17 protein-coding genes and 4 pseudogenes are annotated in these 22529 nt (G+C 65.4%); 9 read left to right on the forward strand and 12 right to left on the reverse strand.

Annotation, left to right across the window (positions count from 1 at the left end; translation table 11 throughout):
- The first annotated feature begins 360 nt into the window (after positions 1-360).
- Positions 361-1881, forward strand: a complete 1521-nt coding sequence (locus tag SD72_RS00610; RefSeq protein WP_198141810.1) for an ABC transporter substrate-binding protein — start codon at positions 361-363, stop codon at positions 1879-1881.
- Positions 1882-1996: 115 nt separating this feature from the next.
- Here the strand turns inward: SD72_RS00610 and SD72_RS00615 are convergent, their stop codons facing one another.
- From SD72_RS00615 to SD72_RS18620, 6 genes and pseudogenes are all read right to left on the reverse strand, one after another.
- Positions 1997-3565 (reverse strand): FAD-binding oxidoreductase, encoded by a 1569-nt coding sequence (locus SD72_RS00615; protein WP_042542492.1) that lies wholly within the window; start codon positions 3563-3565, stop codon positions 1997-1999.
- 29 nt (positions 3566-3594) lie between these two features.
- A complete protein-coding gene (locus SD72_RS00620) occupies positions 3595-5262 on the reverse strand; it encodes a glycerol-3-phosphate dehydrogenase/oxidase (protein WP_042542493.1) in 1668 nt (555 codons plus the stop codon).
- Positions 5263-5295: 33 nt separating this feature from the next.
- Entirely contained in the window at positions 5296-6795 is a 1500-nt protein-coding gene (locus SD72_RS00625; RefSeq protein WP_042542494.1) for an FGGY family carbohydrate kinase, read from the reverse strand.
- A gap of 23 nt (positions 6796-6818) precedes the next feature.
- Positions 6819-7184 carry an AMP-binding enzyme gene (locus SD72_RS17845; RefSeq protein WP_232299604.1) on the reverse strand — a complete coding sequence of 122 codons (366 nt, stop codon included), beginning with the start codon at positions 7182-7184 and terminating at the stop codon, positions 6819-6821.
- Between the two features lie 69 nt (positions 7185-7253).
- Positions 7254-7364: pseudogene (locus tag SD72_RS18550) on the reverse strand (hypothetical protein); the annotation flags it as partial.
- 62 nt (positions 7365-7426) lie between these two features.
- A pseudogene (locus tag SD72_RS18620) lies at positions 7427-8479 on the reverse strand (class I adenylate-forming enzyme family protein); the annotation flags it as partial.
- A 204-nt stretch (positions 8480-8683) separates the two neighbouring features.
- On the opposite strand from SD72_RS18620, the gene fdxA reads away from it, so the two are divergent.
- From fdxA to SD72_RS17215, 3 genes are all read left to right on the forward strand, one after another.
- Positions 8684-9004: a ferredoxin gene (gene fdxA / locus SD72_RS00635; protein ID WP_042542495.1), complete on the forward strand. Its 321-nt coding sequence runs from the start codon at positions 8684-8686 to the stop codon at positions 9002-9004.
- 214 nt (positions 9005-9218) lie between these two features.
- A complete protein-coding gene (locus SD72_RS00640) occupies positions 9219-10511 on the forward strand; it encodes a citrate synthase (RefSeq protein WP_084766643.1) in 1293 nt (430 codons plus the stop codon).
- A 411-nt stretch (positions 10512-10922) separates the two neighbouring features.
- On the forward strand, positions 10923-11093 hold the full coding sequence (locus SD72_RS17215; RefSeq protein WP_084766644.1) for a DUF3117 domain-containing protein: 171 nt from the start codon (positions 10923-10925) through the stop codon (positions 11091-11093).
- A 131-nt stretch (positions 11094-11224) separates the two neighbouring features.
- Here the strand turns inward: SD72_RS17215 and SD72_RS00645 are convergent, their stop codons facing one another.
- Positions 11225-11857, reverse strand: coding sequence for an O-methyltransferase (locus tag SD72_RS00645; RefSeq protein WP_042542496.1), 633 nt, complete (start codon positions 11855-11857; stop codon positions 11225-11227).
- Between the two features lie 169 nt (positions 11858-12026).
- Between SD72_RS00645 and SD72_RS00650 the strand changes: the two genes are divergently transcribed.
- A complete protein-coding gene (locus SD72_RS00650) occupies positions 12027-12404 on the forward strand; it encodes a twin-arginine translocase TatA/TatE family subunit (RefSeq protein WP_042542497.1) in 378 nt (125 codons plus the stop codon).
- A gap of 48 nt (positions 12405-12452) precedes the next feature.
- Here SD72_RS00650 and SD72_RS00655 read toward each other — a convergent pair whose 3' ends face one another.
- The 3 genes from SD72_RS00655 to SD72_RS00665 are packed head-to-tail and all read right to left on the reverse strand — an operon-like array spanning position 12453 to position 15608.
- Positions 12453-13625 carry a P-loop NTPase gene (locus SD72_RS00655; RefSeq protein WP_042542498.1) on the reverse strand — a complete coding sequence of 391 codons (1173 nt, stop codon included), beginning with the start codon at positions 13623-13625 and terminating at the stop codon, positions 12453-12455.
- On the reverse strand, positions 13618-14331 hold the full coding sequence (locus tag SD72_RS00660) for a DUF1003 domain-containing protein (RefSeq protein ID WP_084766645.1): 714 nt from the start codon (positions 14329-14331) through the stop codon (positions 13618-13620). The genes SD72_RS00655 and SD72_RS00660 overlap by 8 nt, the downstream gene beginning before the upstream one ends.
- Positions 14328-15608, reverse strand: coding sequence for a magnesium transporter (locus SD72_RS00665; RefSeq protein WP_042542499.1), 1281 nt, complete (start codon positions 15606-15608; stop codon positions 14328-14330). Before SD72_RS00665 ends, SD72_RS00660 begins: the two co-directional genes overlap by 4 nt.
- A gap of 196 nt (positions 15609-15804) precedes the next feature.
- On the opposite strand from SD72_RS00665, the gene SD72_RS00670 reads away from it, so the two are divergent.
- Positions 15805-16302, forward strand: coding sequence for a general stress protein (locus SD72_RS00670; protein ID WP_042542500.1), 498 nt, complete (start codon positions 15805-15807; stop codon positions 16300-16302).
- Positions 16303-16369: 67 nt separating this feature from the next.
- Here the strand turns inward: SD72_RS00670 and SD72_RS00675 are convergent, their stop codons facing one another.
- Positions 16370-17743, reverse strand: coding sequence for an aminopeptidase P family protein (locus SD72_RS00675; RefSeq protein WP_042542501.1), 1374 nt, complete (start codon positions 17741-17743; stop codon positions 16370-16372).
- An 89-nt stretch (positions 17744-17832) separates the two neighbouring features.
- Here SD72_RS00675 and SD72_RS00680 point away from each other — a divergent pair, with 89 nt between their 5' ends.
- On the forward strand, positions 17833-18675 hold the full coding sequence (locus tag SD72_RS00680) for a PHP domain-containing protein (RefSeq protein ID WP_042542502.1): 843 nt from the start codon (positions 17833-17835) through the stop codon (positions 18673-18675).
- 125 nt (positions 18676-18800) lie between these two features.
- Here the strand turns inward: SD72_RS00680 and SD72_RS00685 are convergent.
- Positions 18801-20418, reverse strand: a pseudogene (locus SD72_RS00685) (DEAD/DEAH box helicase).
- Positions 20419-20618: 200 nt separating this feature from the next.
- Between SD72_RS00685 and SD72_RS00690 the strand changes: the two are divergent.
- The gene (locus tag SD72_RS00690) at positions 20619-21338 is read left to right on the forward strand and encodes a ferritin-like fold-containing protein (RefSeq protein WP_052492348.1); all 720 of its coding nucleotides are present in this window, start codon (positions 20619-20621) and stop codon (positions 21336-21338) included.
- 3 nt (positions 21339-21341) lie between these two features.
- Positions 21342-22524: pseudogene (locus tag SD72_RS00695) on the forward strand (methyltransferase domain-containing protein).
- Positions 22525-22529: the final 5 nt, after the last annotated feature.

Genomic DNA, 22529 nt, shown 5'->3' on the forward strand with positions numbered 1-22529 from the left:
CACCTTCACGTAGGGAACAAGTGATGCTTGCGTAGGGTGCAGTAGTGAGTTTATGTTGCTACTAGCGGTCACTTGTACTGAAGCGCGTCATCGGGAACCGGTACTGGCACGAGAAGTAGCGAAGCTGGGATCGGTCCTCCTGCGCCGAGAGAAAGCGAGGCCCTCCGGCACAAACCCCACGTACGCCTCGGCATGTGCTGCGTGCGCCCCCATTGCTGGGCGTCTGACCTTGCTACGCGGCATGCGGTGAGAGGCGTCGACCGCTTGCGCGCTCACACCAGTCCTGAAGCTGTCACTCGTCGCGGCTACGCGGCCCCCCAACCGCGCTGCCATTGGCGCAGCCAAACAGAGAGGAAACACATGTCGAGAAGGTCTCTTGCTGTGATCGCGGCTGTCGCCGCGGCAACCCTCGCCCTCAGCGCGTGTAGCGCAGAAGACGAAGACACAGGCAACGACGTTGACCGCCCGTTGCGGGTGGCCGTCACCACCGATGCTTCGACGCTCGATCCTGTCCGGGGATCCTCTGGCGCCGATCAAATTCTGCTCTTCCCCATGTATGACACACTCGTTTCGTACGAGGCGGACCTCGAACCAAAACCGGGGCTTGCTGAGAGCTGGGAATACCTCTCGCCAACCGAGCTGCAGTTCACACTCCGTGAGGGGGTGAAGTTCCACGACGGCACCCCGTTCGACGCCGAAGCCGTGAAATACAATGTCGAGCGCGCGAAGGGGGACGGTTCACAAATCGCCCCAGACCTCGACGCGATCGGGGACGTTCGTGTCGACGATGAGTTCACGGTGACGCTATTACTCAGCCGACCCGATGCTGCATTGCTCATGGTCTTCTCCGACAGGGCGGGCATGATGGTCTCCCCGACGGCCGCAGAAGCCGCCGGAGGCGATCTCGGGAACACCCCCGTGGGCACTGGCGGCTGGAAGTTTGTGGAGTGGCGTCGTGGCGAGGCAATCAGCGTTGAACTCTTCGACGACTATTGGGACACCGAAAGCGCCCGCGTCCCCGCAATCACCTTCACTGTGCTCACAGACCCGAAAACGCGTATGAGCGCGCTGCTCTCCGGGCAACAGGACATTGTGTCGAGCATCCCAGGCGCGAGCGCTGACACAGTGGAGGAGGCCGAGGGAGTCTCGCTCTCAGCGACGCCCGGTTTGTTCACCCAAATGGTCTACATCAACACTGGCTCGGACGAGCTTGGCGACCCGCGGGTGCGGCGCGCACTGTCGTTGGCGATCGACAGGCAATCGATCCTTGAGAGCGGCTACTTTGGGTTCGGGGAGGTCGCCAGCGGGTATTTCCCTCAGATCTACTGGGCCGCGACCCCGAAGTCAGCGACATACGACTACGACCCCGATGAGGCACGAAGGCTGCTCGAAGAAGCCGGTCGAACAGGACTCACCTTCGACATGACGGTCATCGCCAGCGCAGACTTCGCCCGCATCAGCGAGATATTGAAGGAGCAGTGGGCCGAAGTCGGGGTGACGGTGAACCTGCTCCCGCGCGAGGTCGTCCAACAGAACCAAGAGTTCATCATCGAGAAGAAGTTTCCGGCGATGTTTTCCCAGCTCACCTCGCGACCCGATCCCGCAATGATCTACCGCGTCGTCGGAACGGCCGACGGTTTCAACAATCCGTCTGAGATTCCCGTTCCTGGCCTCGACGAAGCACTCGCTGACCAGGACCTGTGGAGCGAGAAGGAAGACCGCAGGCCGGGTCTGGACCGTGCGGCGCAGGCGATCTACGAGCACACCCAGTCGTTCTCACTTGTGCACGGGTACACGTTGGTTGGGCTGAGCGATGAGGTCGAAGGCTTCGAGATGAACCTGCTCGGGAAGCCCAAGCTCGTCGGCGTAACGATCGGCTAGTCAACTCCCGCCAGCGAGGGCCGAAACACTCCGGGCCTCGCTGGCGGGAAGACTCACCCTCCGGCGATCGAGAAGCCGGAAAATCTGCGGTGCACCCCGATGCCAGCGTGGCGGATCATCCACTGCCGAGCTTCCCCGGGTTCAGCACCCCCAGCGGGTCGAGCGCTTTCTTGACGCTGTGCATCACCCGATGCGCCGCTCCGAGGGAATCCTCTAGATATGGGAGTCGGACGATACCGACGCCGTGATGGTGGCTGAGCTGAGCCCCGTGCCGGAGGATAACGTCGTTGGCGGCGTCCCAAACGGCTCGGTACCAGCGCGTTCGCTCGCCGCTGGTGGTGATGCCGTACATCGTGAAATACAGCGAAGCACTGTCGGAATACGCGTGCGACAGGTGTGCTGAGACCCCACGCCTGCCTGCCCCGTCGCCAGTGCCGCTGACGAGACCTACGGCTTCGAGTACGTCGCCATAAAGTCGGTTCAAGACGCTCCACCGGCCGACGATCTCGAGTGTGTCAGCGGTGAGTACACGGTTGGCGTCCCGCGGCGCGACCGGCCTGATGCGATAGCGAGTCTGCAGCCAAGTCTCGAACACATCCGCACTCTCGATTTCGCGCCCGTGCGGTGCCGCGGCCTCTCGCGCTATCGCGAGCGTCGTGTCCACGAGCGAAGGGTGCCCCTCATCTGCGAGGAGGAGTACGTGGCCCTCGTCGATCGCGAAGTGCCGCGCCGTTTCGATCTCGTCATACAGCCGCATCACCGCTGGCGTTACCCCGGCCTGCATGATCGCCCGACAGGCTTCAAGGCCATCGCCGAAACTGTCGAACAGGAAGGCAGCGGAGGATCCGTAGTCCGGCAGCCGATGGGTGCGCAGCACGATGCGGGTGATGACCCCGAGCGTGCCCTCGCTGCCAAGGAACAGTTCCCGCAGATCCGGCCCGACCGCCGCACGGTGGGTCCCTCCGAGCGTCACGAGCTCACCGGAGGCGAGGACGACGTCGAGCTCCGAAACCATGTCCTCGATCTTTCCGTAGCGCGTGGAAAGCTGTCCGGCGCCACGGCATGCGACCCACCCGCCGACCGTCGAGATCGCAAAAGACGATGGCCAGTGCCCCGTCGTGACGCCCCAGGCGCGCTGTAGGTGCGACTCAAGAACATCGCCGAAGACCCCTGGCCCGGTCTCGACCGTCAGGTCGGTGCTGTTGAACGACATGATCTGATTCATCCCTGTGACATCCAGCACGATGCCGCCGTGCACCGGCAACGCAGCTCCAACGACGTTGCTCCGCCCAGCGGCGACGGTAACCGGTATGCGGTGCGTGCTCGCTAGCCGCATGATCGCCTGCACCTGGGGTGTCCGTGAGACGTGCACCGTCACGGCGTCTGCCGTCATCGGAGCGCCTTCGCTATGCGCGAGCATTGTCGCAGGCCACCAGTCGCGGGTTCGCGCCATCAAGCTCGCCCGATCGGCATCAACAGAGTCGGCAATCTCCGCGAGGGCGGCGATGATCTCCGGTGTCACCGTGACAGAGTTCGGGCCGTCGTCTGACTCGGCAGCGTACCTGGGGCGCCCAGTGAACGCGTCGTGCTCGATGGTCGCGTACCACGGTGAGGGGGTCGGTTCTCCGACGTTGTAACGGCCCTCATTGAATCCGCGTTGTATCGCTTGCTTGCTGATCGTCATGGGTCTCCATCCTCGGGGAGCTGGTGCGCTCAGGAATTCAGGTGGTCTCGTTCCTCAACCACCGAGTTGCGATAGTCGGACACGTGCGCGGAACGCTGCTCCTCAGTCCATCCGAGTTCGGCCGCCATGAGCGAAGCGACGCGATCCGCCGCCGCAGCTGAGGCCTCGCGCGCGAAGAGCCTGGATCTCGTGCGGCGCGCGAGCACATCATCGATCGTGATTGCCATCTCGTGGCGCACCGCGTGCACAACCTCGGCGTACACGTAGGGCAGACCGTCGACGACGGGCGCTCGCGTTGTGGGCTGCTGTGTGAGCAGCTCGGTGATGAATCGCGCCTCCGTGCCGAAGCGCTCTGCCAGGTGCGCCGCAGTGCCGCCGGATGCGAGCGCAGCCGTCGCGTCGTAGCCGGCCCCGCCCCAGAGCGGGGCCCGGGCTGTCCTGCACCGACTGCGTCTGGACAGGACCCGTTGCGCGGCATTGACGACCTGCTCAGCCATGTGCCTGGCGGTCGTGAGTTTTCCCCCGACAACCGTTACGAGCCCGTCGTCGTCGATCCGGATTTCGTGGTTGCGCGGCACCTCGCTTGTCCGGTCGGTCTTGCCGCGTGAGACGAGCGGGCGAGTTCCTGCGATCGAGCCAGTCACATCCTCGGCAGAGAGGTCGGTATCGAACGCTTGGGCGACTGTGTCGAGCAGGATGTCGCGCTCGGGGGCAGAACAGAGCACTCGGTCGAGCGAGCCCGGATAATCCGTGTCAGACGTGCCAATGAGCACCGAGTCTCCCCAACGCGTGACAGTTGCTGCACGACCCGCTCCCGGGATTCGCACGGTGACGGTTGAATCGTTGCCGATCTTGGTCCAGGGCACTGCGATGTGGACGCCCTTGGCTGGGCGGATCGTCGGAGCATCTGCGTCGGGCGCTGCACCGTTCCAGTCTCGCAGCCAGCTTCCAGTTGCCATCACGACGACTTTCGCACGGACAGTGATCTCCCTGCCATCAACGTGGATCACCGCGCCGTTCGCGAGGCCTTGCTTTCGCGTGATCGCGGTCGCCTCCGCGTAGTTCGCAATCGCCGCTCCGTGCGCCGCCGCCGATCTCGCGATCGCAAACGTGAGCCGGGCGTCGTCGGCTCGCGCGTCGAAGTACATGAACCCCCGAAGTAACTGCTCGGGGTTCAACGTCGGCACGTGGGAGAGTACCTCGTCGCGAGTGAGCGCGCGGTGGAGAATCCCTTCGCGCCAGCCCCCGGCGAAATCGTATGTGCGCAGCAGCGCCGAGAAGCCGTGCTCGAGGCGCCTGTCAAAGACGCCGTCTGCGCTCATAACTGGAAAAATGAACGGGAGCCGTTGGACAAGGTGCGGGGCGTTCCTGCGGAGACGCTGGCGCTCCAACAGTGAGTGGCGCACGAGTGGGAGATTGCCCTGCTGGATGTAGCGGATCCCGCCGTGGATCATCTTCGAAGATTTGGAGGAGGTGCCGGACGCGAAGTCGCCCTTTTCTACGAGGGCAACGCGGTACCCGCGAAGCGCCGCGTCAAATGCGCTGTACGCCCCTGTGGCGCCACCGCCGATGATGAGGACATCGAACGTGTCTGACTCTAGCCTTGCAACGTGTTCAGCGCGGTTGAGCATCGGGAGTCCTGCGGTGGCCTGTCGTGCACGTTCGTTGCGGGCTGCTGCGGACTCAAAGACTCCCATGCGCGCTCCTCTGGTCTCACTGTTCGACGCTGGCTACGCCCGCGTGAGTTGGCTCTCGGCGTGCATTCTTGCCTGCCACTTGGTCCTCCGCTTTCCCCGTTCGAGCGGCGATATCTGTGGCTCGAACACCGTCGGATTGCCGACCGTCGCCATTGCGTCCTCGAGGCTTTCCCACAGCAGCCCAGAACCGGCGAGAAACGCCGCCCCTCGGAGGCTCGCTGCCTCAGCTTCCGCAGGCCGCACGATAGGGATGCCGCACAGGTCGGACTGCAGCTGCATGAGTGTGTCGCTCGCTGAGAGGCCCCCACCGACGACCATGTGCGTCGGGGTGAGGGCAGCTACCTGCTGATCTGCCTCAAGGCAGCTTGCCACGGAATGGGCGATGCCTTCGAGTACCGCCCTCGCGACCTCTGCTTTCGACGTTGTGAGGCCAAGGCCAAGCAGCGCACTCCGCCCGCGGGTGTCGAACACGGGGAAGGAGAAGCCGGTGAGGGTCGGCAGGTAGGTGACCCCGCCAGTGCTCGCGCCGGTTGCCGCGAGGGCGCTCACCTCCTGCGGCGACTCGAAGAGGCCGAGGGGCTCGCAAAGCCAGTCGATGGCCGCGCCAGTGGTTGGCACGAAGGTCTCGACAGCAAAGTGGGACCCATCCTGGCCGCGTCTGGCGACGTTGGGAGCACACTGCGGAAATAGCCCAGCGTGCTTCGGAAACGACATGCCGGTTGTGAGGATGACGAAGGATCCAGTGCCGTGAACACACATCGCTTGGCCTTCGGAGTGCACCCCGAGCCCGAGCGCGCCAGCCTGCTGGTCTCCTATCGCGGCGAGAATGGGGAGGGTGCGACCGATGATTGCGCTGGAGGTTTCGCCGATTTCGCCGCTGTCGTTGACGATGGGAGGAAGGAGGTCTGCTGGGAAGCCGAGCGCATCCGGCCACTCGACGATGTATTCGCCGCTGCGGAGGTCATACGCGCCCATGGCGTGAGCCATCGTGGCGGAGGTCGCCCATACGTTGCCTCCGGATAGCTTCCACATGAGCCAGGAGTCGATGGATCCAAACCGGAGGTCCCCGCGTTCGTAGGCGAGCCGCACTGGCTCATTGCTTTGCAAGAGGTCTGCCGCCCACAGGTAGGGGGATTGAACGCCTACGCCGCGTCCCGTGCGCTGGATGAGGGTCGCGTCCCACTCGGCCGCAAACCCTGGAATTCTGCGTGCGTTGCGTGTGTCCTGCCAGACCAGCGCGGGGGCGAGCGGGGCTCCCGAGCGCGCGTCCCAGAGGACGGCGGTGAGTCGCTGTGCTGAGATCGCGATCCCGAGCACCTCCGTGTCCTGCAGCTCAGCGGACGCGAGTGACCTGCGGATGGCGCCGATCGTGAGCTCGGCAATCTGCTCGGGGCTCTGCTCGACCACGCCGCCAGGCTGGGTGTCGAGATCGAGGCGATGATATTCGAGCGCTGAGATGCTGCCGTCGGGTGCAACCAGGCAGGCTCGGGTGCCCGTCGTCCCCTCGTCAATTGCGAGTATTGCCTGCTTCATCTGTCCCTCGCTTTCCGAATAGTTCAGCCGCTGTCGCTGCCGTGCCGCTCGCGCAACTCACGACGCTTGATCTTGCCAGTGAGGGTCTTTGGGAGGTCATCGAGGAACTCGACTCTGCGTGGGCTCTTGTAGACCGCGAGTCGCTCGCGAGCGAACGCAATGAGGTCGTCTTGCGACGCTGTCGCATTTGAGCGCAGCGAGACGTAGGCAACAACAGCCTCGCCGCGGTAGTCATCTCGTTCGCCGACAACAGCGACCTCTCGAACAGCAGGATGCTCGTAGAGGACGTCTTCAACCTCTCGCGGCCAGACCTTGTATCCCGAACTGTTGATCTGATCCTTGATCCTGTCGATGAGGTAGACCCAGCCGTCCTCGTCCACGATCGCCACGTCGCCCGTGAGGAGGCGACCGCCTGGGAAGGTTGCTGCGGTGGCTTCTGGTTCTCGCCAGTAACCACTCGCAAGCTGCTCGCCCGAGAGCTCCAGTTCCCCCGGGCTTCCTGCTGGGAGCTCGTTGCCGTCCGTGTCGAGCACTCTGAGCGAGATGCCAGCCATTGCCTTGCCGACTGAGAGCGTGCCCGTCGCTCGTGCACCGGGGCGCGCTCGCCGAGGGAAACACCAATGATCCCGGCGTTGGACTCAGTGAGACCGTACCCGTTCAGGATGTAGTGACCGAAACGCTCTTCGAACGCATCAAGCTTCGCCGGAGGCACCGGCGCGCCGCCGGTGAATAGCTGCCTGACGGAGGCGAAATCTGCTCTCGTGGCATTGGGGAGCTCGAACAGTGCGGTGTACATCGTGATCGGGGCGATCGCAACAGTGATCGCATGTCGGCTCAACGCTTCAAGCGCGACGTCTGGTCGGGGCCTATTGAGGAAGACGAGGCTGCTCTGGGAGACCAGCGTGCCGATGCCGATGATGACCGAGCCGGTGATATGAAATAGCGGCGCGAGCGCGAGGATTCGGTCATCTGGGCCGAGCCCGGCCCAGTCGACGAAGTTGAAGGCAACGAGCAATAGCGAGCGGTGCGTCGCCTCGGCGCCCTTCGGTGGGCCTGTGGTTCCAGAGGTGTAGCTGAGCATTGCGGTGTCGGATGCCTCGCACACAGCTGGTTCGGGCCGCTCGCCAGCAAAGCGCTCAAGTTCAGCTGCCATCGGTGCGAGCGCAAAGGGGAGCGAAGCATCCGTCGCACCAGGCTGGGTAGCCGCGCCGCCGGGGAAGACACGCGGGTCGTTCTCGCTCTGAAACTGCTGATCGTCTGCCGTGAACACCCAGCGCAGCTCCGTGTCTGGTGCTGCTGCTACGGCAACCTCGACGGCCTCGGGGGCGCAGATGAGTCCGACCGCGCCGGAGGAGGCGAGCACGGTGTGCAGCTCGCGGCCACGATACATCGGGTTGACCGGCACGACGATCCCGCCGATTCGCCAAATGGCGAGCATGGCGATGGGGAAGTGAGGGATGTTCTGCAGGGAGATCGCGACGCGGTCGCCAACGGAGACGCCGCGCGCCGAGAGCGCAGCTGCCATTGCGCAACTCACGTCATCGACCTCGCGAGCCGTGAGCGTGCGGTCGAAATAGGTGATGCACGGAGCGTCAGGGTTGGACTCGAGTCGGCGCTGCCAAGCCAACGTCAGCGTGGAAGGAAGGTTGCTTGCGAAGTCCGTTGCGTCTGCATGTGTGTCCATCGAAGACCCCAATGTCGTCGTAGCTCGGAGGAAGCGGAACAGGTGAGGCGTGTTTGCGCATCGATCATTCACTTTGGAACTTTAGGGCACCGAAATGCGTATGGCAAGGGACGGCGGTGCTGGCGCGCGGTCGCGCCTCAGGGAAACTGGCAACGTCGCCGATAGGATGGACACATTGGAATGGCCGAGTGAAAGGCGGGCACAGTGACCTACGTGATTGCGCTTCCGTGCGTGGACCTGAAGGACCGCGCCTGTGTTGACGAGTGCCCAGTCGACTGCATCTACGAGGGCGATCGGATGCTCTATATCCACCCGGATGAGTGCGTTGACTGTGGTGCGTGCGAGCCGGTGTGTCCCGTTGAGGCGATCTACTACGAGGACGACCTCCCCGGCGAGTGGTCGGAGTACTACAAGGCGAATGTGGAGTTCTTCGACGAGATTGGGTCCCCAGGTGGGGCAGCGAAGGTGGGCGTCTACGACTTTGACCACCCGATCATCGCCGCACTTCCGCCGCAGGCCAACTAACCGAAGCCGCGTTCACGCGGCTCCGGATGCGTGGGTGACACGCCGGGGATCACGCATCAAAACACGCGAATTTTGTTTGATGTCGAAGTACTTTCTGTCAGATACCGGCATGATTTCGCCAACTGGTTCGTGATTCCTCAGTTTGCAGGTAAAGTGAAAATGACGGCTGCCACACACCTTTGGCGTGCTCGAACGGACCTCACGAGGAGATGACGTGACTGATACACCTGCGGCTCAGGCCACCGCCAAGCTGAGCTTTCCCGGAGGTTCCGCTGAGTTCCCGATCATCCCATCGGTTGACGGGCCTGACGCGATCGACGTGAGCTCGCTCACCAAGCAGAGCGGCTACACCGCGCTTGACTACGGATTTGTGAACACGGCTTCCACGAAGTCGGAGATTACCTACATCGACGGCGAAGCAGGGATCCTGCGGTACCGCGGATATCCCATCGACGAGCTCGCTCAGGCGTCGACCTTCCTCGAGGTTGCGTATCTGCTCATCTACGGCGTGCTTCCCACCGCCGATGAGCTCGCCAACTTCGACAACGAAATCCGTCGACACACGCTCCTGCACGAAGACATGCGCTACTACTTCGAGGCAGTGCCGCACACCGCGCACCCGATGGCGATGCTTTCCGGTGGGCTGCAGACAATGTCGACGTACTACGAAGACTCGCTGGACACCGCGGTTCCCGAGTTCGTTGAGGTGAACACGATCCGGTTGCTCGCGAAGCTGCCCGTGCTGGCGGCGTACTCGCACAAGAAGTCCATCGGCCAGGCCTTCCTCTACCCGAAGAACGAGCTCAGCTTCGTTGAGAACTTCCTCCGCCTGAACTTCGGCAACAAGGCAGAGTCCTATGAGATGAACCCGGTGCTCGTCGACGCGCTCGACAAGCTCCTCATCCTCCACGCAGACCACGAGCAGAACGCGTCGACCTCGACCGTTCGGCTTGTTGGCTCCACGGGGGCGAACATGTTCTCATCGGTTTCTGCCGGTATCAACGCGCTTTCCGGGCCGCTGCACGGCGGTGCCAACGAGGCAGTCCTTGACATGCTCGCGCAGATCCGTGATTCGGGTCAGAGCGTTGAGACGTTCGTCGAGAAGGTCAAGAACAAGGAAGACGGTGTGAAGCTCATGGGCTTCGGGCACCGCGTCTACAAGAACTACGATCCACGCGCACGCATCGTGAAGGACTCGGCAGCGAAGGTGCTCGAAGAGCTCGGCGTGAACGATCCGCTGCTCGCGCTCGCGCAGGAGCTTGAGCAGATAGCGCTCGAGGACGACTACTTCAAGGAGCGCAAGCTCTACCCGAACGTCGATTTCTACACCGGCGTCATTTACAAGGCGATGGGCTTCCCCACGCGCATGTTCACCGTGCTGTTCGCAATTGGGCGCCTTCCCGGCTGGATTGCACAGTGGCGCGAGGCTCGCCTCGATCCGCAGACGAAGATTGGCCGCCCGCAGCAGCTGTACTTGGGTTCGCCAGAGCGGCACCTCGGGCGCTAAGCTCCGAGCACTGGCTGCGGCCCGCAGCGCACACCGTGCGTTGCGGGCCGCTGCTGTCGGTGAGCCCGCACGCCTGGGAAGGGCCCTGCCCAATCCTTAGAAGACGCACAGCGGTTCAGGGGCGGGGGCACACGGGGTTGCAGGTGACGCGCCCGAGTTGTCCGAGGCAGTCGTCGCTGCCCGCTGCGGGACCGTTGGCCGGGATCTCGCTCCGCGGTGCGCACCCCAGCGTGCTCACGGGCAAGGGCAGGCGGGCGAGTGCATGGCGCCCTGCTCGGTGGCCAACCGCCGATGCTCCGCACAAATCCGGCCAAATGTGGCCTCCCATTGCATAAAAAGTTCATAGAATTTCCGCGACCCCGGTTCTCGGGGGATAATGGAGGTGTACGACCAAACATGCGAGGAGGCGTCATGGCGGCAATGAAACCCAGGACCGGCGACGGGCCAATGGAAGCGGTTCGCGAGAGCCGCGTTATCGTGGTCCGTGTTCCCCTGGAAGGCGGTGGCCGTCTGGTGGTGTCAGTCAATGACGAGGAGGCTGCCGAGCTTCGCGATGTGCTCGCGGGGGTGCTCGGCGGCTAGCCGAAGCACGCACGCGTAAATGAGGGCCCCGAGGGGCCCTCATTTTTTTTCGCCTGCGAGCCAGATGGGCGGGATGCGGAGTACGCACACCGCGGAGACTGGCCGGTCGCGGAGTTGAGCGAGGGGGCTAGCTAGCCCCCGAGGCGCACGACCGTGAGGAGGCCGTCCCCGGTCGGGGAGAGCGCTGGCGCGATTGCGTCAGACTCAGCGACCACAGCGAGCAGGTCGCGAAGCGCCTGCGTGGACTCGTCGCGCGAGGCAGGGTCGGGGACGCGGCCGTGCCCGAGCGCGCTCGGAACAACGATCGCCCCGCCCGGGCGCACGATGCCGAGTGCGTGCTCGAAATACTCGAGCAGCTGGGACTGTTCGGCGTCGAGCAGCACGATGTCGTACGCGGAAAGATTGAGGCGGGGCATGACGTGTCGCGCATCGCCCTCGACGAGCCGCGCCCGCGAGGCGGGGATCCCGGCCTCGGAGAAGAGCGAGCGTGCCTCACGCAAATATTCTGGCTCAATCTCGATCGACGTGAGGATCGCGTCGGGTCGGTGGCGCAGCAGCGACAGGCCGCTCACACCAACTCCGGTGCCGATCTCGCAGATGGCACGCGCGCCGGAGAGCACGGCAAGCGCTGACAGCTCGGCGGATACTGCTCGGGAGACCGGCTCGATTCCGAGTTCGAGGGAGACGCGGCGCGCGCGTACGAGCGTGTCAGTCTCACTCGGATACTGCTCCGTGTACTGCCAGTTGCGCTCGAGCTTGCTCACGTGTCCTCTGTCCTCCGTTGTCCTGCAGCCTTTAGGATAGGGCGATTCCACGGATTCTACCGATTGGCTCGCCGTTGCTGTGGCCCTTGATCCTGTGAGAGTGCTCACCCAGGGCCCGTGGGGGGCCCTGAGTTCGAAATTGGGGGCCGCTTCTCGCTACGATGAGGGAATGGGCGGCCTCAACTTCGAAAAGATGATCATCATCTTGGTAATCGCGATGTTTGTGATTGGCCCGACCCGTTTGCCGATCTACGCGAAGAAGCTCGGCGATTTCATTCGCTCCCTGAAGCGCGCCGCCGATGGTGCGAAGGATCGGCTGCGCGACGAGATGGGCCCCGAATTCGACGATGTCGACTGGAAACAGCTCGACCCTCGGCAGTATGACCCGCGCAGGATCATCCGCGACGCGCTCGTCGAGGATGAGCGGGAGGCGCGTCTGAGCGACCGAAGCCAGCGGATCGAGGACCTCGAAGCAGCACGCCGCGCGCGGCAGGGGATAGCTGAGGATGGCACGATCGCCGTTCGCTTCGACGACGAGGCGACCTAGGAGCCGCGCCAGTTTGCCGGTTGTCTGCGTGCGAGACGCCCGGGTGAGCTAGCTTCTCGGCGTGACGCCGAGTGAGCGGCCGGCGAGGCCGCGCCCCTGCGAGCCGATCTGCTCCGCGATCTTGATGATTACGGCCGCCGCAGGGTCTGTCGGCTGCGTGAGCACGGCGGGTGAGCCACTATCGCCGCCCTCGCGGAAGGTGGGGCTGAGCGGGACGCTCCCGAGCAGGCGGACGGGCTGTTGGCCGGCGGCGCTCTCGGACGAGTTCAGGCGATCCACGACGGCGGCGCCGCCTCCCGTGCCGAAGAGCTCGAGCACGGTACCGTCTGGCTGGGCAAGGCCGGCCATGTTCTCGATGACCCCGATCACGCGCTGGCCCGTCTGCCTGGCGACGAGCGCGCTGCGCACCGCGACGTCTGCCGCCGCCTCCTGGGGTGTGGTGACGACGAGCACTTCAGCCTGGGGGAGGAGCTGGCCGACGCTGATCGCGACGTCTCCGGTGCCTGGTGGGAGGTCGAGGAGCAGCACGTCCAGGTCCCCGAACCAAACATCGCGGAGGAACTGTTCGATGGTGCGGTGCAGCATGGGGCCGCGCCAGGAGACCGCGGTAGAGCGAGGATCAGCGTCGCCGAGGAACATCCCGATGGATATCACTTTCACCCCGTGTGTTTCCGGGGGGAGGATCATTTCGCCGACGCGCGTCGGCTGTTCTGTGACACCGTCGCGGCTTAGCCCGAGGATGCCGGGGATCGAGAAGCCGAAGACGTCAGCGTCGACGAGCCCAACCGAGAGCCCCTGCTTCGCGAGGGCGACCGCGAGCGCCGCGGTGAGGGAGGACTTCCCTACGCCGCCCTTGCCGCTCGTGACGGCGATGACGCGGGTAAGCGAGTCGGGGCCGAACTGGACGGGCCTGGCCGGGCCGCGCACGGTTTCGACAAACGCTTGACGCTCGGCCGGGTTCATCACGCTCACGTCAATTTGCGCCCCAGTGATGCCGTTGGTGGCGAGCGTTGCCTCCCGAACCTCGCGCTCGATGCGCTGTGCGGCTGGGCAGCCTGCGATGGTGAGTTTGAGCGGCACGGCAGCGCCGCCCGATGGGTCAACGCTGAGCTCGCCGACCATGCCAAGCTCTGTGATCGGACGGTGGATCTCTGGATCGTTGACGAGCGCGAGTGCGTCCCAGAGGCGCTGCTCAAGCTCGGTCCGGTCGTGCTCAGCCACGTTGGGGCTCCTCCCCGTCTGAATCTTTGCCTGAATCCATGTCTGAATCTATTTCGGGAGCGATGCCTGAATTGATGTCTGGAGTGTCATCTGGGTGGTCGCCAGGATGGTCGTCATCGCGGCCGACTTCACGCGGAGCGGGTGAGGCGTTCTGCGGCCTGCGCTGCGCCTGCCTCGGGTGCTTTTGCGCGTCATCGAGCTGTGCGTCTGCTGCCTGCTGGTCGAGCTCGGCGAGCAGCGCCCGGAGCTCCTGCCTCACGAAGTCTCGATCGGGGAGGTCTTTGAGCGACAGGCGCAGCGCGACGACCTCGCGCGCGAGGAACTCCGTGTCGGCGAGATTGCGCTCTGCCTGCTTGCGGTCCTGCTCGATTTGCACCCGGTCGCGGTCGTCCTGACGGTTTTGCGCGAGCAGGATCATCGGAGCTGCGTACGAGGCCTGCAGCGACAGGATGAGCGTGAGCGCGGTGAACCCGAGCGCCGGGGAGTCGAACCGCAGGTGCTGCGGCCCGAGGGTGTTCCACAGCAGCCAGAGCACGCAGAACAGTGTGAGCGCGAGCAGGAACCAGGGCGTGCCCATGCCGCGGGCGATACCCTCCGTCCAGCGGCCGAAACGCTCGTTGCCGCCGACGCGCGAACCTGCGGGTCCGCGCGAGGAGCGTCCGGCGAGAGGGGCCCCAAAGTCTGGCCGGCGCTTCAGGGGACTCATCGCGTTGACCCTTCGGTGTCAGCGTGGCGCCAGTCCGCAGGGAGCAGATGGTCAAGAACATCGTCGACGGTCACGACACCGACAAGGCGTTGCTGATCGTCGACGACGGGGAGTGCTACGAGGTCATAGCTTGCGAGCCTGCGCGAGACCTCAGCCGCGCTCGCTGTCGCCGGCACGGCCTCAATCTCGGCGTCGAGCAACGCGCTGAGACGTTCGTGCGGCGGGAAACGCAGCATGCGCTGGAAGTGCACCATGCCAAGGTATTCGCCGCTCGGCGTCTCGTACGGTGGATGGGTGACGTACACCGCGGACGCCATAGCCGGGGGGATCTCGGCCCGCCGGATCATTGCGAGCCCCTCGGCGACGCTCGACTCCGCTGCGAGAATGATGGGCGTCGGGCTCATGAGGCCACCCGCAGTGTCGAACTCGTACTCGAGGAGGCGGCGAACATCTTCTGCCTCTTCCGGTTCCATGAGCTCGAGGAGCTCGGCGCCGCGAGCTGCGGGGAGCGCGGAGATGAGGTCCGCGGCGTCGTCGGGCTCCATCCGGTCGAGGACATCCGCGGTGCGGCCGGAAGGCAGGAGCGCGAGGATCGCAATCTGATCCGTCTCGCTCATTTCCTCGAGCGCGTCGGCGACGCGATCGTCGGCGAGTTCTTCGAGCACCGGGCTCATGCGAGCCTTCGGGAGCTCGAGCAGCGTCGCCGCGAGGTCAGCAGGTTTGAGATCCACGAGTGTTTGGACGAGCAGCTCCGCTGATTGCGGGCCACCGTCTTCGCTCGGGCGTTCGACCTCGGACCAGCGCACGGTCCGCGCCGGCCCGCGGCCGAAGCCGGAGCCCGTCTTCGGGGTGCGCACGAACAACTCGGAAACGACCCACTCACCGGCGCGGTTGCGCTCGATGGCGGCGTCCTCAACGGTCGCGCGCACGGCCGTGGCCTGCGCTGCTGGGTCGGGGGCGGTGTGTTCGGGTGCGAGGTCGACCCGCATGCCAATCATTTCGGCAATCATGCGGGTTTCGCCGCGGCGTTGCTCGAACCGACGAATGTTGATGAGTCCCGTCGTGATGACCTGGCCCGACGCGATCGAGGTCACCCTACTGATCGGGACGAACACGCGGCGCTTGCCAGGGATCTCGACGATCAGCCCAACGACGCGCGGCGCGGCCTCGGCCCGATACACGACGAGGACATCGCGAACTCTGCCGATCTGATCTCCGACGGGATCAAACACACCTCGACCGGCAAGGCGGCCGACGAAGACCCGCGAACTGCTCACCCCTCTACGCTACCGCCAGTGGCGGCTGAACGCCTGAGTAACCGCGAGACTCGCCGAAGATCCGTCGCGGCGAAGTAGCGGTGCGAGCCTGGCGCTCGCGCCGGGAACCACACCGCCGGGGATCGCGCGCAGCGCGGCAATCAGCGAACTCAGCTCAATACACGCAACTTTGGAGTCCCTGTGGAAGAATCAAGCCATGAGCACCCCCGGCTTCCCCAACTCGCGCAGGCCCATTCAGCCTGAGATCCCCAAGGGCGAGATCGTATCGACCTACGACCGCTACGAAGACGCGAAGCACGCCGTCGACGTGCTCGCCCGCAGCGGCTTCCCCGTGCAGCGCGTATCCATCCTCGGCAACGACCTGCGAAGCGTCGAGCGAGTGACCGGGCGGCTGAGCTACGGCAAGATCGCCTGGATGGGCGCACTCTCCGGTGCATACCTTGGCCTGTTCCTCGGCCTGCTCCTGTTTATTTTCCAGCCGGACAACGCAGGAATCGGCGGAGTCTTCCTGTCGGCCGTCGTGATCGGCGCCGGCTTCGGCATGCTCTTTGGGCTGCTCTCCTACGCGATGAACCGCAACCGGCGAGACTTCTCGTCGGTGATGCAGATGGTTGCGACCCGCTACGACCTTGTCACGGAGGCGGAACTCCTCCACGAGGCGCGCCGCGTGCTCACCGGCACCCCGCAGGAGTAACCCAGCGCATACAGGCGGCGGGGTGGTGTTGAGCGAGAACGCTCAACACCACCCCGCCGCTTCAGTGTTATGCCTGACGTGCTCCCCGCACCCACTGCTCGACGTCGTCGGCGGTGCGCGGGATGTTTGCCGAGAGGTTCACGCACCCGTCCTCGGTGACGACGATGTCGTCTTCGATGCGGACGCCGATGCCGCGGAACTCCGCGGGCACCGTGAGGTCGTCAGGCTGGAAGTACAGGCCTGGCTCGATCGTGAAGACCATGCCGGGCTCAAGGATGCCTTCCATGTACATTTCGCGCCGCGCCTGCGCGCAGTCGTGCACGTCGAGGCCGAGGTGGTGGCTGGTGCCGTGCACCATGTAGCGCCGGTGGTAGGGCGTGCCGTCTGACTCGGGGAGGAACCCCCACTCGCGCGTCGCGCGCTCGATCACGGTCATCGCCGCGTCGTGCACGTCGCTGAAGCGGATACCGGGCTTCACGATGGCGCGCGCGGCATCAGCAGCCTCGAGCACGGTCTCGTAGACGCGGCGCTGCGTCTCGCTGAAGGTCCCCGAGATCGGGACAGTGCGGGTGATGTCAGCGGTGTACAGGCTGTCGAGCTCGACGCCGGCATCGAGGAGCAGCAGGTCTCCCTCGTGCACGGGACCGTCGTTGCGGATCCAGTGGAGCGTGCACGCGTGGTCGCCGGCAGCCGCGATGGTCTCGTACCCAACCTCGTTGCCGTCGAGACGCGCCCGCTGGTTGAACACGCCCTCGACGATCCGCTCACCGCGGGGGTGCGCGCTTGCATCGCCAAGCGAGGCGAGAACCTCATCGAAGCCGCGCTGGGTGGCGTCGACGGCGTGCTGCATCTCGGCCAGCTCGTACGCGTCCTTCACGAGCCGCAGCTCTGAGGCGGCGCGGGCGAGATCAGCGTCATCGAGCGTGAGGTCATCGTCGTGCGCGGCGAACTCGGCGAGGTGCTTTGCCTGCACGCCGAGCAGCGCGGAAACCTGCGCGAGTGACGGGCGTGGCCCGATCCAGAACTCGCCAATTTCCGGGTTCGCGAAGAACTCGTCGGAGTCGCGTCCCGCCCGTTCCCGGAAGAAGAGGGTCGTCTCGCCCGACGCCTCGATCACGAGGATCGCCCCTGGCTCCGACTCCGAACCCCAGCCGGTGAGGTGCGCGAACGCGCTGTGCGGGCGGTACGGGTAGAACGTGTCATTCGAGCGCTGCTTGAGGGCGCCAGCCGCGATCACCAGGCGCTTGTCGGCGAAGAGCGCGGCGAGCGCCGCGCGCCGATCCGCCGCGAACTTCGCAACGGGAAGTTCTGCTGGGAGCTCGTCGACCCGGTCTGCCCAGCTCGACGAAATAAAGTTCAGAAACGTATCGGACTGCGGAGTTGTGCTCCGGTTCGAGTTGTCGATTTCCGCCTCGTGGGTTGCATTCGCGTTTTCGGTCATTGTGCCATTGTCCCACCTTCTGCTGGGCGCGTGTGGCAGGGGCCAAGGTGGCGCCACCGCGGTGACGCAGCCACGCATAGACTGTGAGAATGACAGGGAGCCCGGGCTACGACCTCCACACCCACTCGGTCCACTCGGACGGCACAACGAGACCGGGCGCAATCGCCGATGAGGCCGCAGCGTTGGGGCTTGCAGGGTTCGCGCTCACCGACCACGACACGGTCGAGGGGTGGGAGGAAGCTCGGGACACGGCGAGAACCCACGGCATCGACTTCTTGCCTGGCATCGAGCTCACGACGAAACACAACTGGAAGTCGCGTCACCTCCTTGGCTACGGCATCGACCCCGCAGCAGGTGAACTCATGAGTGCCCTCGTGCGCGTGCGGGATTCCCGCTTCGGTCGCGCGCGCCAGATGGTGGATCTCCTCGCGGCCGACTACGCCATCACCTGGGAGCTCGTCGTCGGCGAATCCGAGACGATTTCCGTCGGCCGCCCGCACATCGCGGACGCCCTTGTCGCCGGGGGGTACTTCCCGGATCGGTCCGCGGCGTTCACCGAGGTGCTGCACCCGCGTTCGGAATACTACGTCCCCACCTACGCGCTCGAAACGCTCGACGCGATTAGGCTCGTGCGCGATGCCGGGGGAGTGCCCGTGCTGGCGCACCCGGTCGCCGAACGGCAGCGCACCCCAACGCCGCCCGAGGCCGTGCGAGAGTTCGCGGCTGCCGGACTCGGCGGCATTGAGCTTGAGCACCCAGAGAACCGTGAGGATTGGCTTCCGCCGCTGCGCGCGGTCACCGCAGAGCTGGGATTACTGGTGACCGGGTCAAGCGACTACCACGGTGCAGGCAAGCCCAACAGGCTCGGGGAACTCACGACACCGGCTGAGACGGTCGCGCTGCTGCGTGAGCAGGTAGCCGTGCCGCGCTAGCGGCGCTCACCCGTCGCGGCACACCCACGCGGGTGAACCCCGCCACAGAAAACGGGGCCCGGTGTCGAAAGCAGTGAGCTTTTCCACCGAACCCCGTCCAGTCTCAGGCCAAACGGCCAGAACGCTTACGCTGCGGGAGCGTCTGCGGCTTCGCCGGCAGCGCCGCCGCTGGCAGCCTGCTGCGTGCCCTCAGCACCCGCCGCGCCCGCGCCGCGACCGCGGCCGCCGCGACGGCGGCGACGACGCGGAGCCGCCTCCCCGTCCTGAACGGTGGCCGCTGCCGGTGCGCCAGGCTCACTGCCACCCTCGGCATCGTGTCCGTGCTGCTCGTGGCCGTGCGACTCGTGGCGGCCCTGACCCTGCGGGTTCGCGCTGCGGGTGCGGCGGCGCGTGCGCTCGCCTGTGCGGGTCTCGCCGCCCTCAGAACTGCCGTCCGTGCTAGCGGCCGCGCCCGAACCCGAAGCAGTGCGCGATCCGCCAGAGCGTCCGCCAGAGGTGCGGCTACGGCTGCGGTCTCCGCTGCGCTCGCCGCGGGGTGCTGGATCCTTCACTGGGGGTCGCCTTCAGGCGGCCCTTCGTGCCCTCGGGGATGTTCAGGTCGGTGAACAGGTGCGGCGAAGACGAGTACGTCTCGACGGGCTCGGGGATGCCGAAGTCGAGCGCCTTGTTGATGAGCGCCCACTTGTGCATGTCGTCCCAGTCGACGAATGTCACGGCGATGCCGGTGCGGCCAGCGCGGCCGGTGCGGCCGACGCGGTGCAGGTACGCCTTGTCGTCGTCTGGCACGGTGTGGTTGATGACGTGGGTGACGTCATCAACGTCGATGCCGCGCGCCGCAACCTCGGTCGCGATGAGCACGTCCTTCTTGCCCGTCTTGAACGACGCCATTGCGCGCTCACGCTGATCCTGGCCGAGGTCGCCGTGCACGGCTGCTGCGTCGTAGCCGCGGTCGGTGAGCTCTTCCTGGAGGCGAGCTGCCGCGCGCTTGGTGCGCATGAAGATCACGGTCTTGCCGCGGCCCTCCGCCTGCAGGATGCGGCCAATGACCTCGTCCTTGTCGAGCGAGTGCGCACGGTAAATGATGTGCTCGATGTTCGCCTGCGCTGCGCCCTCGTCCGGGTCGGTCGCGCGGATGTGGATCGGGTTCGACATGAAGCGGCGCGCGAGCGACACGATGATGCCAGGCATGGTCGCCGAGAAGAGCATCGTGTGGCGGCTCGCCGGGGTCTTCGAGAAGAGCTTCTCAATGTCGGCGAGGAAGCCGAGGTCGAGCATCTTGTCTGCCTCGTCGAGCACCATCTCGCGGACGTTGCCGAGATCCAGCACGCGCTGGCTCGCGAGATCGAGGAGTCGGCCAGGGGTACCGACGACGATCTGCGCGCCGGCCTTGAGCTGCTCGATCTGACCCTCGTACGCCTTACCGCCGTAAATGGGGACGACGGTTGCGGCGCGACCCTTCGCTGCGAGCTCGAGGTCCTCAAAGACCTGCATGGCGAGCTCGCGGGTCGGCACGACGACGAGCGCCTGGACGCCCGGCTCTGGGTTTGCGCCGATGCGCTGCAAGAGCGGCAGGCCGAAGCCGAAGGTCTTGCCCGTTCCCGTCTTCGCCTGGCCAATGATGTCCTGGCCGGTGAGCGCGAGGGGGATGGTCTGTTCCTGGATGGGGAAAGCCTCGGTGATGCCCTTGTGTGCGAGCTGATCAACCATGTCTTGGTCGATACCGAGTTCGATAAATGTGGTCACGCCTGGTCCTGTTCTGTGTTCGATTGTGCATTGCTGCGCGTCACTACAGGGCGCAGCCTTCGTGCTCCAACGGCAACGAAGAAAAATACGTGTCTCCTTAGTCTATGGGGCAAGGCGACAACTGCGTGATTCTCACTGTGTTCTCACTATGGCGCCAGGGTATTCCCGCGATACGCGCTTGCGGAGGTAAGCTAAGCAACGTGTTTGACTGGATCCGGGGACTGCGCAAGAAACAGGCGCCGTCACAAGCGTCGCTGTCCCACGCGAGTGATACCGCGACAGAGCGCGTTGACCTCGCCGAATTTGCCCCAGGGATCATGACGTTCCTCGGTTTGACCGCCTACCTGCAGCTCGAACTGTATGAGGCGGCGACGCGTGCTGTCTCCGGCGCCGCGACGCTCGAAGCGAAGGAGACGCTCGCCCGCGTCGCCGGCGAAACGCTCTCGAAGCAGCAGCGCCTCGCAGACGAGATCCGCCGCCGCGGCGCCGAGCCGCACGTGGTGATGCGCCCCTTCACGCAGGTGATCGACGACTACGTCGAGCGCATCGACACCGAAGACTGGCACCAGCACGTGCTGTCCCTCTACCTCGTCGGTGGCCTCTTCGACGACTTCTTCGCGAGCCTCGCTGGCGGCCTGAAAGACTCCTATCGCGCAGAGGTGATCGCAGTACTCACGGGCGGCGAGGGGCGCGCTGCGCTCAAGGGGTTGCTCGAACAAGCCCTCGAAGAGGACCCGAAGCTGTCGAGCTGGCTCGCCCTCTGGGGGCGCAGGCTCGTCGGTGACACCCTGCTCGTGTCGCGCGCTGTGCTGAACCTCAGCGAGAAGCGCGAGTTCGTCGAGAGCGAGGTTGAGCCGGTGTTCACCGAGCTCATCGCCGACCACATTCGCCGCATGGACGGGCTCGGCCTCACCGCCTAAATGATGGTGTCGGCAGTGAACACTTCTCCAGCACCACCGCACTGCCGCTACTTCGCTGCGGGGCTGTGCCGCTCGTGCACATTCATCGAGACCCCGATCGACGCCCAGCTTCAGGCGAAGCAGCAGCGCTGCGCGGAGCTGTTGCCCGGCGTTGCCGCCGCCGCGTGGCTGCCGCCAGTGGCTGGGGGCGTCGCGGGCTTCCGCAACCGCGCCAAGCTCGCCGTCGGCGGGGTCGCTGGAGCCGTGACGCTCGGGATCCTCGACCGCGGCGGCGAGGGCGTCGACCTCACCGACTGCCTCATCCACGAGCCAGAGATCCACCGGGTCATCCCGCTGCTCGCGAGCTTCGTCAACGATCTCCGCATCGCGCCATACTCGGTGCCGAAGCGCGCCGGCGAACTGAAGTATGTGCACGTGACCGTGAGCCCCGCCGGCGAGCTCATGGTGCGCTTCGTTGTGCGCAGCGAGGAGGGGCTTGCCGCGATCCGCCGCCGTGTCGACGACCTTCGCGAGCTGCTCCCGCAGGCGGCCGTCCTCTCCGTAAACCTGCTCCCTGAGCACAAAGCAGTGCTCGAGGGGGAGCGCGAGGAGCCGCTCGTTGGCGAGGCGCTCGCGATGGAGCTCGGCGAGGGGCTCGAACCCATCACCCTGTACCTGCGCCCGCAGAGCTTCTTCCAGACGAACACCGCCGTTGCGCTCGCGCTCTACGAGCAGGCAGCTGCCTGGGTGGATCGCGCGAACCCCGCCTCGCTCTGGGACCTCTACTGCGGCGTCGGCGGTTTCGCGCTCTTCACCGCGAGATCAGCTTCCGGGACCGCACGCGATGTGCTCGGCGTCGAGCTCAGCGAGCAGGCGATCTTCTCGGCCGAGCGCAGCGCGAACGAGGCTGGCATCCCCGCGCGCTTCCTCGCGGGCGACGCGACCGAGTTCGCGCTCGCCGCAGCCCCAGCGGAGCTGCCAGAGCTCGTTGTGGTGAACCCGCCGCGGCGGGGGGATCGGTGAGACGCTTGCCGGGTGGATCGAGCGTTCGGGGATCCGCCACGTGATCTATTCGAGCTGCAACCCCGAGAGCCTCGCACGCGACCTCGCCCTCATGCCGTCGCTTCGGGTGCGGGAGGCGCGGCTGTTCGACATGTTCCCGCACACGGGGCACCTCGAGGTCGCAGTGCTGCTCGAGCGCGCCTGAGCATC

This window comes from Leucobacter komagatae (assembly GCF_000834055.1).
GTDB classification, from domain to species: Bacteria; Actinomycetota; Actinomycetes; order Actinomycetales; family Microbacteriaceae; genus Leucobacter; species Leucobacter komagatae_A.